This window comes from Terriglobus tenax (assembly GCF_025685395.1).
Lineage (GTDB): Bacteria > Acidobacteriota > Terriglobia > Terriglobales > Acidobacteriaceae > Terriglobus > Terriglobus tenax.
On sequence record NZ_JAGSYA010000003.1, the window covers coordinates 961,219 to 974,027 of the forward strand.

A 12,809-nucleotide genomic window follows, 5' to 3' on the forward strand; every position below is an offset into this window, starting at 1 on the left:
CTGAGGGGCATTCAGGGGTCCCAAGAGTCGCCTTGAATGCGTTCAGGCAATCATCGCGGTTGAGAGTTGCGCGGTCTGGCCCGCTATTGCCGATGCAATTTCAGCAGCATGCCGTCCAGCTGCGGCTCGAACTCGAGGGAGCGATAGAGGGCACGTCCATCATCCGACGCGGTCAGCGTAACCTGATCGACCCCAGACTCCTGACACCAGCGCAACATCGCGTTCAGAAGAGATCTCGCAACACCTCGTTTGCGATGCTCCGCATGGGTGTAGACATTCGCTATATGGGCGCTTCTGCCTACCCGAAAAGAGCCGGGTAAAGGTCCAATCTCCGAGAGATGAAGGCCGCCTCCGGCAACGATTTGGCCGTTTTGCTCTACTACCCAGCCTTTGTACAGACCGCTTTTCATGACATCGATAAACCACGGAGCAGAGGCGGCAACTAGCCTTTCGGCATCGTCCTTGTCTACCAGCCCCATATCCAGGAACATCAGACCCCGGTGCCTGGCGATCTCATCAGCATCGGCTACGTTAGCCATCCTCAGAACGTACGGACTTTCCATTCCTTATTATGCTCATAAGCGATTCCGCACCGAATTAGCCCTTATCAGCGCCGTTCTAGCCAGTATTTGGCTTGGGTAAATGGCAAATCGCCAAGCTACTCATCTACCTGGGGCGTTCCAGATACACCCCTAAGACTTGTGCATGCCAATACCCAGTCCAAAAACTTGATTCAGACCTGGCGATACGGTGCTGTTACTGGCACCGATGACTCTCCGCAGGAGGAAGTGCTTTGGTCAATCCGTCGCGCGCTACGTGAGCAACCTTACTCGATCTTGAAATTTGAGTTCAACCATGCTGGGCAGAGAGATAAGGACGCTTTGCTCATCACGAAAGGCACGATCAGGATCGCCTCGGAAGGAGAGCCAATTGAAGCTTCCTAGTACGACAAAGAGGTCATCTTGAAGGAGTATCTTTGCGTGCGAGTCTACCTTCTTCAGAATAAGGTTGCGGAAGGTTCCGGCCACTTTTTGAAGGCGCTCAAGGATCTTGACATGACTCTTGGTCGGCTTATGTGTATCGCTGTCCGGCATGCCGTATCCGATATATACCTTGCAGTTGCGGCGAAGCAAAGCTTTCAGGTCGCTTAGAAATTCCTCCGTAACCACCTGTTCGTGTAAAAAAGGGGACACGATCACTAGCCGGAAACGGGCTGTCTTCAGCGCGTTCCGCAATAGCGGATAGTGATCCGAAGCATCGAGAAAAGAGAGTCCGGTGGATTCTATTTGTGTATGTTGGCTAGCCGATAAACTGGGCCATACTTCAGCCGGCACCACCTTAAGAGCCCTCATGATCGCGTTTTCCCCGCTCCCCTGTGATGATGAAAGAGCTTCTCGGATTTCGGGCGCTTGACTCACTTCTCGTTCGATGGATTCGATCTCACGCAATTCGCTCGCAAAGCGGTTCATATCGCGCTCGATATGCAGACGTCGAGTTCCATCCGCTTGAGCAAAGGCTTGGTCATGCTCAGGGGAGTGACTACCATCGACAAAGAACGACACCTGAATCTCTCCGCCGTCGATGGCGCGGTAGATGACGCAGACCGCTGGCAAGAAGTATAAAGTCCGTTTGTAGAGCTCACAAACACCAAGAACAACGCGACGGCTATCTCGCCTGTAGGAACTTTCGCTCATCGTCTTCTGAACGTCGCGGAGTGGAAGGTCGCCAATCACGATTTGGCGCTTCAGCAATGGTCTAACCTGCTTGATTCCGCGTTCGCGACACTGTTTGCCCGTCATTAAGGTATTTGGCGGATTTCGGACGACCTTCTGTAAAAGAGCGTCGAACTCAACTGTCAGGGAGCGCTCTTCGGGAAGCAGTGTTTCTTCTCCGTCAAGGAAACCTGAACCCTTTATGCTCAGCGTTAAGCGCTGCGTTCTATCACTTGTTGGCGTTAAGGAAAGCAATTCTCCTGCGATGAGTGAGGACAAAGTGCCATCGATGAACGGCACTGGAAGTCCGAGGAAGGCCGCTATTTCTTCGGTACGGTGAACGCCAGACGACACCAGGCGAAGTACAAATTCTTCAATTGCAGAAAGCTTCTTAGGAGCTTGGGCATACACGCGTGTTGAAAGCTTATAGATTGGTAGTCCCACTTCTGCATAGTCCGCGATACGGAAGCCAGGACGTGGCGGCAAATTGCGAACCGTCTCATCGATTCTCATGCTCTCTCCTCGATCAGGAGACAGTTCTTCGGATGAGATTGAACGAACGCAATCACCGGGCGGACGGGGTTCGGGTCGTCCGCCACCTGGCAGAAATAATGGTCGCCAACGATGACTAAGTATTCGCGTCCCCGCGAAAGTGCAACATTGAGCCGCCTCATTTCGCCGAGAAACCCCAATTCATGCTTTGAGTTTGACCGGGTGATGGAGTAAACGACAATGTCGACCTCTCTTCCTTGAAAGGCATCCACCGTGTTGCATTCGATCTTAAGGTGACGGTCGGGACCCATTCGGCTAGCAAGAGCGCGCTCGAGCGCCTCTTTCTGTGCCACATAGCCCGAGAGAACTCCTACGCTGTACGTCGCGTTGGCATTGGCGGCTTGCTTTTCGAGAGAGTCGATGAGCTGTGTGATGATGCGAACCTCCGCAGGATTGCTGAAGCTCGGGGTGTGACGGGTCTCCTCGCGGTTCCTCAGCTTGGAGGTTGTTATCCAAACGACAGGCTTGGGAAGAACCGGCGATAACCGTGAATCCCAAACCCGCTCCTCGCTCTTCAATTTATCGTCATAAAAACAATGACTCACGAGTTCGCCGATTGCGGGTGTCATGCGATGTTGCGTGTACAACTCAACATGACTCTGGTCGGGTAGACCGTTCTTCAGGTGCGTGAACAATGTGTCTCGGAGAGCTTTCTCATCGAGATCGTAGGTGTCTAGAAGCTTTGGCACAATCAATTTGTCATCGACGAAGGGTGGAAGTTGCCGATCGTCACCCACGATGATCCAGCGTCTCGCTTTAGCCATAGGAATCAGGAGTTCGGTAGACGCTGCCTTTGAGGCCTCATCAATGATGCAGAGATCGAACTGCACGTCTCGGGTCCCTCTCGAACTATCGATGCCGACACATGTACCGGCCACTAATTGCACTGAAGAGAGAATCGGTTCCTGAAAATCGGCAGTGCGCCCGCATTGCATCTCCCACTTTGCATGAAGATCGACGAGGCGGCGCAAGAGGTTTGACTGAGGAGTGGCAGGAATCTTTTCATTTGCCCACCGTTCTATGTCTGGTTCCTTCGCACTCAGAAGAGGCTCCGGTACCCCTGCCGCGACGGCCTCCTGACGCATCTGCAACACTAAGCGCTTGCTACGCTCTAAACTCATACGGTCGACATCTACCTGATCGCGGAGGAGCTTGGCTTCTTCTGTGCGAGAACGTCGTTCTTCGGCTGTCAACTCGGCTTCGACACTGCTCAGGCTTGCAAGCTTTGTCTCAAGCTCAGTAATGCTGTCGCGTAGCACCAACGACCTGTTGCGCTCCTCCATCAGCCGTCTCAATTGCAAAATCATATTCACGGTAGCAAGTGAAACGCCTGCAAGTTCGGCTCGCTGCTGAAGATATCGCCGGCCTGATTCGAGCGCCTCCTTCCTCCACTCTTCCATCTTGTTTTCCAGAAGGAAGCCTTCTGCCACTGATGAGATTCGGACATCTCCTAACCGTCCGATGCGGACAGTTGAAACGTCGCGCCCCGTTTTCTGGACGGCACCAATGACGTGGTCTAGGGCAACATGCGTTTGAGACGTCAGAAGTATCCGGGCACTCGGGTTATCCTCAAGCGTTTGCAAAATTACTTCAGTGATGAAGGTAGTTTTCCCGGTTCCGGGCGGTCCTTCGACCAATAGAACGTCTGGCGTCCCCAGCGCCGCTATCACGGCTGCCTTTTTGTCTGGTGATAAATTCTCCCGAAAGAACGTTCTCGATGTGGACGGGGCATCCGGAGGTCTCACTTCACCCGGAAAGACCAAAAAATTCCTTAGTTCAGGACGAACACATCGTTGATACCTTACGGCATTCAGCGCCCCTGTCTGACGTTCTAATGCGATTGTCGCGAGGCTCGCATCATAGGCCAGTATGCCAGTGAACGATTTGAGATCGGGATCCATGTCCTGCACGCGAAGGACAAGTCGTGTTCCCGAACTCAGCTCTACCTCTCCTCGAATCACTGTGCGCCCCCGGTTCCTTACGTGCCTTGGAAATCCGGCAACAATGTCCCTTACGGGCTCTAAGAGGTCGAAGACGATTCTCGAACCATCGACCTCGAATCCACGGAACCCGATGGGCGGCTGTTTCTCGCTCTCGACTTGAGCTTTCGCGCGGAGCGTTCTGGCCCACATGTCGAAGAGCTCATTCTCGCGAGCCGTTGCCTCCGCCAGCCTCATCTCTGCTTGATGGTTTTGGAATTGGATCAGCAGCTCGTTGAGCGTAGAGGACGCTTGCAGGGAAAGCTTTGGCTTACCGAGAGACCACGAGCAGTGGAGGGGAAAGGCTTTGTTCCTTCGAAATTCAAGAGACGCAGCCGGATGGTGAGATGCATCTTCCAACATCAAATAATCCGCAGAAGATCTTCCGACGGAAACGCGATAAACGAACTCCCCCCCGTATAGCTCCATCAGCTGTGCGGAGCCCTGCCCCGTACCGAGCGCGGGCATTTCCTTGAGATCGTTGAGGATTGCCTGTTCTACCTCGTTCGAAAGTATCCCTAGAGAAGTGCGAATCCTTTGAGTCACTTTCCCAGATGAGACGAGGTGAACCGAGGTGCGCAACTTTTCGCGATGACGCCGCTTTTCTGCAATCGCATCGATTGAGCTGAGAAGGAGTCCGCCGAGAACAGGCCGTTCGTGGGGCTCTGACAGGCAAAGCGCCAACTCACTACGGATTTCATCTGGAACCGGAGCAGATCGAAGCGCCTCTTGGACTCCCTGCAGATCTTCCAGCATGCCATTCGTTAGGCAACGGACTGTCAAAACCGCATAGCTGAAAAGGTCCTGGCTATAGCTTGATTCGGTGGTATGTTCTGGTGCGGAATAAAGCTGAGTTGCAAATTGGTTGAGAGTGTATCCCTCGTCGTGCCAAGTCTTCAGTTTTGCGATACTGAAATCGGAAAGCTTTGGAACCCCATTCGCATCCAGAAGAATGTTGCTTGGCTTGATGTCGCGATGGATAACCTGGCGAGCGTGCGCGAGTGCGAGAGCATCGAGGATAGGGCGTCCAAGTGATGTGTAAAATTGATCCCAATCACGGAAGTATTCGCGCTGGAGAAGCTCGCTCAGGCTGTCTGGCATCCACTCAAAGACCAAGTAATGTCGCTTTGAATTAGGTTCAATGCCACTATCGAGAAGGCGAAGAATGTTCGGGTGGGAACAATTCTTCATGGCTTGTGTTTCGCGGCGGAAAGCCTCTGCGATGAGAGCGTCGCTCAGGACGTCAAAACGAAATACTTTGACCGCTACCTCATTATCACCCGATAAATCCATCGCTCTGTAGACATCAGCCATCCCCCCGCGCTTCGGTTGAGCATGGAGAACGTAACGATCGTTGATAATCCTCGGTAATTGCGGAGCTGTCATAAGGACATTCCATCTTTTGCTGGCAATGAAAGCTAGTGTATTCTCTCCCCGGCTGTGATTCATTCTCTTGGCCCATGCAATGGGCGTGGCCGAGGGCTCGGCATCCAATTCTTCAACCTGGGCACCACGCGCAATAAGTACTCCAGCCCACTCCAGCCGTCCCCACCGGCGAGCCCAGCCGAGCGGCGTCGACTTGAGCAGATCATCCCGCAGATCAGCCGCAGAGCGAAGCGGAATGTTTCGCTGCAGCGGCCCTGTAGTAGGGAGGGGCTTTGCCCCTCGCCTGTCTCCAGCCGCGGACGCGGCTTCCGCCACCCACCCCAGCGGGCCGTTCCTTCCCGCAACGCCCTCCCGATAGTTCCCGTGCGCTGACGCGCACCCGTGCGGAAGACAAACCTTCCTAAGGGTGGCGCCGCCCCCTCGCGCGCGCAAGGAGTCTCCCCAGGCTTCCGCGCTGCGCTTGTGCAGCCCTTCGCCCTTTCCGCTCCAGCTTTGCCTGCGCTCCAAGGGTGGGAGATCCCCCTCTCCTTGCACTTGCTACCCCCCGCCTTCGCCAGGTGGCGTTCGGCATGTACATGCCGCGTTCAACGCGGACGTGCAAAAGCAAATGCCGACAAGGAGAAGCCCACCATGAGCAGCAATGCAAACACCACCGTCACCCCCATCGACAGCAAGAAGCCCATCACGAAACAGGAACTGATCGCCGCCAATATCAAGCTCTTGATTGAGCAGTTGGAGGCCGGACACTCCGACGCCCTCACCCACTACCTCACGGCGATGAGCCGTTTCCATAACTACAGCTTTGGGAATGTGCTGGAGATTGCACGACAGATGCCCACGGCCACCCGCGTGGCCGGGTTCTGGACGTGGAAGAACCTTGGCCGCTCCGTCAATGCGGGAGCCAAAGGCATCCGCATCCTCGCCCCGATTGTTGGCGTTCGCCGCAAGAAGGACGAGGAAGCGCAGAAGGACATCACCAAGCAGAATGAGCGCGTGTTGCTTGGCTTTCGCAATGCCTATGTCTTCGATATCTCGCAGACCAACGGCGTCGACTTGCCGAATCTGCACGAGGTGAGCGGCGACCCCGGCGAGAATATCGACCGCTTGGCCGCGTTCCTGAAGAGCAAAAGCATTCAGCTTGTCTACAACGAGACGATTGCTCCCGCTCTGGGCATGAGCTATGGCGGACGCATTGCGATTCTTCCCGGACAGTCCAAGGCCGAGGAATTTTCGACGCTCGTCCATGAGACGGCGCATGAACTCCTGCACAAGGCCGAACGCCGCACCGCGACCACCAAGACCGTTCGCGAACTGGAGGCCGAGGCCGTGGCCTTTGTCGTCGGCAAGGCCGTGGGGCTGGTGAACGGCAACGCCTCCGCCGACTATATCCAGCTTTACCAAGGCAACGCCTCACTCTTGGCCGAGAGCTTGGAGGTTATCCAGCAGACCGCCAGTGTGATTCTTGCCGCGTTGGAGCCGACCATCGCTGAAACGGAGGAGGAACCGCAGAGCGCAGCGGCAGATGAGGAGGCGGCCTAATGGATACCGTTCTCCGCATCCTCCACGCCGCAGGAGGCTGGCATCACGGCCTCCACCTGCGCATCGAGAGCCCACCCTATATGGCGTTGGTCATTGAGGCGACCGACGAATCCGGCCCCTGCGGTCTCCCCGCCCTCTCGGTCTGTCACTACGGAGAGCAGAACGGCGACGCCATGCGCGACCCGGAGATGTGTTTCGAACTCGGCTTCGCCGGAGGCGCACACCTCAATCCGTTCTATTGGCGGAACGACTATGTCGGCGTCGAGCAGTGGAGCCGCTTCCTCCGTGAGGACAACTACTGCGTTCACACGCAGCTTCACGCGGAGCACGAGCGCTTCGCCAGACTGTGGGACAACAACCTGCGGCAGCAAGGCTTCGCCGAAGCCTTCGAGCGGCAGCGCAGCCAGCACGCCTAACCCCGAGTTTCCCCGCCCACGGAGCGGATACAGGGTCAGCGTGTGCGCTCCACCAACCGCAAACCTCAATAGCCCACAAGGAGGGCACCATGCAGGACAGCAGCGCATTCCAATACATCGCCATCGACCAGATTCACGAGTCCACCACCAACCCCCGCCAGACCTTCGAGCAGACCAAGTTGGAAGAGCTTGCCGCGTCCATCCGCCAACATGGCCTGATCCAACCCATCACCATTCGGCCCAACGCCAGTGGCTTTGAAGTCGTTGCGGGGGCAAGGCGCTTCCGCGCCGCGCAGCTTGCCGAACTGTTTTCTCTCCCCGCCCGGATCGTTGAACTGGACGATGCCGCCGCGATGGAGTGGCAGTTGGTCGAGAATTCGCAGCGTGTCGATGTGCACCCGTACGAGGAGGCGCAAGGCTTTCAGCGTCTCTTAGACCTACCCGGCTATGACGTGGCCGCGCTTGTCGCCAAGTCCGGCAAGAGCGCCAGCCACATCTACGCCCGTCTCTCGCTGTTGCAACTCATCCCGGATGTTGCCCAGGCATTCGTCGACGAGCGCATCACGGCGAGTCACGCTAACCTCATCGCCCGTCTGCCGCAGGAGCATCAGGCCGAGGCCTTCGAGAACTGCTGGCGCAAGGACTGGCAGGACAAGGAAGCGCACCTGCTCCCCGCCAAGCACCTGAGCGCATGGATTCAGGCCAACCTGTATCTGAATCTTGCCGAAGCTCCCTTCGACCGCGAAGACATTACCCTCAAACCGGAGGCCGGGGCTTGCACCACCTGCCCACGGCGCAGCGGTTTCAATACCAGCCTGTTTGCCGATGTGCAGGGTGATCAGTGCCTTGACGCGCCTTGCTTTCAAGCGAAGGTGTCCGCCCACATCGACCGCGAGATTGCGGCGCGGCCTGAACTCGTCACCATCGAGACCGCATGGCGAGCGCCGAAGGAGCAACACCCCGGAGCCTTGCAGAAACACCAGTACCGGGAACTCGACATCCCCGACAACCCGGACTCCGATCCGCCCTGCAGTCACACGAAATCGGCCCTCATCGTCTTCGGCAAACACGCCGGACATACGTTGACTGTCTGTGTGGACCCCGATTGCCCGGTCCACAATCCGCGCGAAGCTGCCCGCATTGCCGCCGACCCGCCCCCCGTCATGGCTCCCCCTGCGGAGGAGGAGACGGAAGAGGAAGCAGCCCAACGTCAAGCCGACCATGAACAACGCATGGCCGAATACGCCGCCGAACAGGAGCGCAAAGGGGAGGAGCGCAAAGCCGAGTTCGAGCGCCAGCAGAAGGAGTACGAGGCCGAGCAAGCCCGCCGCGAAAAACAGCGCAAGGCGCGGATGGCCATCTTCGACCGCATCCTCGATCAGGCTCCCGCGATGTTCACCGCTGCGCAACTTCGCGTGTTTCTGCGTTTGCTGGTCTACATCGACCCCTACAGCTTCCTTGAGGATGTGGCCAGCCACTTCGCAGGGGATGACGAGAATCACGAACAGAACGAGCAGGAGACCGTCCTTTCCGCGCTCGAAAACACCACGGACGACAAGCTAACCAGCTTCGCCCTGCGTTTCGCCTTGACCGATCATCGCGGCATCCCGCGCGACACCGACCCCGACTTGCTCTCGGAAGCCCAAGCCGCATTCGCTCCAGTCCCAGCCAAACCCAAGAAAGCCAGCAGACCCAAACCCACTTCTGCCGTTGCCAAACCACCGTCGAAGATAACAGCCACGAAGAAACAGAAAGCCGCCTAATCTATTCCCTCTGGCCCCGGATTCGTCCGGGGCCGTTTTGTCTCCCGTGTCGTTTCCAAATTGCGGCGGGAGAAACCGCTTCGGTTTCTCCCGGCCCTCATCCCGCTTACCTCTCGGCCCCCGCTCGCCGGCTGCGCGGCAAAGAGTCAAGTTCCTCCTCTTTGCAATCTTTCCCTTGACTGCCGAGCAACCGGAGGAGTCGCCCCGTGCGGCTCGGAAACTGCATTGGTCGGCTCATGACTTCCCACCGTCCGCCCTCCATCAGCCAGGAACTCCGCCAGCAACTTCCGGGCGCTTTCGAGCTTGCGAGCGTCTGCTTGGTCGCGGATTCGGAGGACGGAGTCTGGGAGCAGATGCTTGCCCTCGCCGTTCGCCTGCGCGGTTGCGTGGAAGAGATTCAGGAGCATGTATCGGGTGGCCGACACCTCCGAGAGCAACAGCTCATTAGGGCCCGCCAGACGTAGCCGGGCCGTCTGGAACGCCAGATCGCGGAGCCATTCGGCGAGCGATTTGCCGTCGCGCGAAGCGGCGGCTTCGACCTCACGCAGCTCCTCCGGCGTAAGCCTCGTTGCTATGGTTTCGGCGCGAAGAGTAGGGCGAGTGTCGTCGTTCAACGACGCGGGAGGATCAACCGGAACCGGGATGCGGGGAGTATCCATGGGAGGCCCGCCCTCAAAAGCAGAGTGCCTCCACTCGCTCATCCAGTCAAGCCCCGGAATCGTGCGTAGCGTGTAAGGTATGCCTATTTAATGCGTTTACGCGACAGCATGAAACACAGCCCATACGCGTTTACATATGTAAACAGCTATGGGCTAAGTGTTTGAAATTCATCGTGTTCACCGACAGAGAGCAGCGGTTTCTCGCAGTTCCCAAATGGGGGTAAGATGTCGGCTCTTCTCCCGCCGCAAAGCAGCGTACCTCAGAAGTTGCCAGGCACGAAGTTGCGAGTCGCAAAGTTTGCGACGTTTCGCCGAAGACGAAAATATTTCTCAGGACCTCTATAAAAACGAGCTGCTCGATTGTTCTTACTGCAAGCGGAACCAAATACCTGGCCGTAGGGCTTGAGTTGGAGGGCATAGCAGAGGATGGTTAGTCGCATGAGTTTGGCCATGTTGTTGATGGCACAATTCGCAGGCAACGGCGACAACGCCATCCGACACGGGATGTTGGGTATCTTTTCGCTCGAAGAGCATGGGGGCCTAAGGCAGGGATCGAACATTGTTGAGCTGTACGACGAACTGCGTCCCTCTCTCTACGGATACCTGATCTGTCTTGGGCTGACACCGTATGAAGCTGACGACATCATCCAGGAAGCCTTCCTGAGTCTCTTCCAGCATCTCGAAGGAAGCGGAAAAACCGAAAATCTGCGCGGCTGGGTCTTCCGCGTTGCGCATAATCTCTCCCGCAATCTCCAGCGACGCGAACGCCGTCTCGTATCCGACACTCGCGCCGAAGGCGAACAGGCGACTCTGGAACTGCCCGATGCAGCCCTCAACCCAGAGGACAGCTATCTCTGGAAAGAACATCTGGAGCGGTTGGATATTGCCCTCGCCCAGCTCACGGAACAACAACGCCAATGCCTGCACCTACGCGCCGAAGGACTGCGTTATCGAGAGATAGCGACAGCGCTGGGCGTCGGCGTCTCTCGTGTCCCCCAACTGCTACAGCGCGCGATGGTGCGCATCATGGACGAACTCTATGGGTAATCTCTTCAATAAATTCTGGAGGATGTCGCGCGAGCATGTTGGCGAAGATGTCCTCCTCAGTCTGCTGGACGGAGAACTGTCGACCTCGCAGACAAAGAACGTGCAAAAACATCTGGAACGCTGCTGGACCTGTCGCGCGCGCCGCGATCAGCTCGAAAAGACCATTGGAAGTTTTGTGGGCTATCGGAAGCAGCTGATCAGGCCCTACATGCCCCCACCTCCGCGCGGACGCGAGATGTTCCTTGCCAGCCTCGATGAACTAACTAGGGCCAGGAGGCGGCCCTGGTACTCAGGACCGTTGCACACTCTCCGACGATTCACCCCACAAACTATGAGTCCAATCATTGCCAGTTCGCTCGTCGTGGGAGTGGCTGCCGTTCTTCTGCTCCTCATTTGGCAACGCGGTCGTCCACCCGTTTCAGCACACCAGCTTCTTGCGAAGGCTCAGGTGTGGGACATACAGCCCTCCCCGGCAGTGCCGTCCGTGGTCGTGTATCAGAAGGTTCAAATACGCACGAAGGCAAAGAAGCTGGAACGTGCGATCTATCGTGACGTCTCTGGAAAGCGCAAACCGCGTACAGTTGCCCTCGATGCGACCGACCGGGCGATCCAGCGGGAAGTTGAACTGGCTGGAGTGAACTGGCAGGAACCGCTCTCTGCTGCCAGCTTCCGGGATTGGCATGACCGTCAGCCTGTGTTCTCCGACAAGATCACGCGTACTGGCGACCGTCTTCTTACGCTGACTACGTCGTTGCCGTCGGGATCAGTTGCGAGTGAATCGTTGACGGTTCGCAACAACGACTTCCATCCGGTAGGGCGGACGATTGAACTGCGGGATGACGACCGTATTGAGATAGCGGAACTCAACTATGCCGTCCTGGGCTGGAATGAAGTCAACCAGGCGCTCTTCGAGCCACTGCACTCTGGTGCTCCTGTAGTGGCAGCTATTCATCTGCCGACGGTTCTGAGTCCAGAGCAACTGGACCTTGCTGAACTACAAGCCCGTCTTGTCCTCAATCGCCTCAATGCGGACTCGACAGAGCAACTTGACTTCTCTCGGTCGAACACATCGGTTCAGATCAAGGGCATTGTGGAAAGCACACAGCGCAGGAATGCCCTGGTGGCCCAGCTCCGGCTTGTGCCGCATGTCATTCCGGCGATCTTCAGTGTCGAAGAACTCAGTGCTCCTAGAGATTCCACGTCAAGGGCCTCTGGGGTCAAGGCGTATTCCATGGTGGGGCAGCCATCTCCGCTGGAACAGTTCTTCAAGACACATGGCAGAGGTCAGGACGCAGTAAGTCAGATCTCCCAGAAACTCCTTGATGCCGCCGCTTCGGTCAGGCAGGAGAGCAGCGCAATCCACGATCTACTCGAACGCTTCTCATCGGATGCAAACCTCGGCGATTCAGGAAGAGCAGCTTTAAACGAACTGATCCATAGTCACGCGACAAAGCTCCAGGCAGCCCTTGACGCTGAAGATCGTGTGATCGAGGACAGCGTGCCACTTGCGCATGCCGCTCGTCCGTTATCCCCAATGGCGGAGAGTACTCCAACAGGTCTTCGAGCCTTCGGAGATCACAACATGGCTCTCTGTCGAGAGTTCATTACCGGCAGTGATCGTACGTCACGTCCTGCTGAAGCTATTGCTTCCGATCTTCTTGCTTCCTCGGCGCAGTTGCGGACGCTGCTCCGCAGTATTTCAAGCAACAGCAAAACCTGATCCCAGGTTCCACCAGCATCGCCAAAAAACCAACAG

At 56.8% G+C, this 12,809-nt stretch carries 8 protein-coding genes; 5 read left to right on the top strand and 3 right to left on the bottom strand.

All coding sequences use genetic code 11. The features are described from left to right. Positions 1 to 83: 83 nt before the first annotated feature. From OHL13_RS04110 to OHL13_RS04120, 3 genes are all read right to left on the bottom strand, one after another. Positions 84 to 539: a GNAT family N-acetyltransferase gene (locus OHL13_RS04110; RefSeq protein ID WP_263408838.1), complete on the bottom strand. Its 456-nt coding sequence runs from the start codon at positions 537 to 539 to the stop codon at positions 84 to 86. Between the two features lie 273 nt (positions 540 to 812). Beyond that, positions 813 to 2,225 (bottom strand): phospholipase D-like domain-containing protein, encoded by a 1,413-nt coding sequence (locus tag OHL13_RS04115; RefSeq protein ID WP_263408839.1) that lies wholly within the window; start codon positions 2,223 to 2,225, stop codon positions 813 to 815. Continuing rightward, positions 2,222 to 5,629 carry a serine/threonine-protein kinase gene (locus OHL13_RS04120; protein WP_263408840.1) on the bottom strand — a complete coding sequence of 1,136 codons (3,408 nt, stop codon included), beginning with the start codon at positions 5,627 to 5,629 and terminating at the stop codon, positions 2,222 to 2,224. Before OHL13_RS04120 ends, OHL13_RS04115 begins: the two co-directional genes overlap by 4 nt. A gap of 630 nt (positions 5,630 to 6,259) precedes the next feature. Here OHL13_RS04120 and OHL13_RS04125 point away from each other — a divergent pair. From OHL13_RS04125 to OHL13_RS04145, 5 genes are all read left to right on the top strand, one after another. Next, positions 6,260 to 7,168 carry an ArdC family protein gene (locus OHL13_RS04125; protein WP_263408841.1) on the top strand — a complete coding sequence of 303 codons (909 nt, stop codon included), beginning with the start codon at positions 6,260 to 6,262 and terminating at the stop codon, positions 7,166 to 7,168. Next, entirely contained in the window at positions 7,168 to 7,584 is a 417-nt protein-coding gene (locus OHL13_RS04130; protein WP_263408842.1) for a DUF6908 domain-containing protein, read from the top strand. Before OHL13_RS04125 ends, OHL13_RS04130 begins: the two co-directional genes overlap by 1 nt. An 89-nt stretch (positions 7,585 to 7,673) precedes the next feature. Then, positions 7,674 to 9,347 (top strand): ParB/RepB/Spo0J family partition protein, encoded by a 1,674-nt coding sequence (locus OHL13_RS04135; RefSeq protein WP_263408843.1) that lies wholly within the window; start codon positions 7,674 to 7,676, stop codon positions 9,345 to 9,347. 1,097 nt (positions 9,348 to 10,444) lie between these two features. Next, positions 10,445 to 11,053 carry an RNA polymerase sigma factor gene (locus tag OHL13_RS04140; RefSeq protein ID WP_263408844.1) on the top strand — a complete coding sequence of 203 codons (609 nt, stop codon included), beginning with the start codon at positions 10,445 to 10,447 and terminating at the stop codon, positions 11,051 to 11,053. Next, the gene (locus OHL13_RS04145) at positions 11,046 to 12,773 is read left to right on the top strand and encodes an anti-sigma factor family protein (protein ID WP_263408845.1); all 1,728 of its coding nucleotides are present in this window, start codon (positions 11,046 to 11,048) and stop codon (positions 12,771 to 12,773) included. Before OHL13_RS04140 ends, OHL13_RS04145 begins: the two co-directional genes overlap by 8 nt. Positions 12,774 to 12,809: the final 36 nt, after the last annotated feature.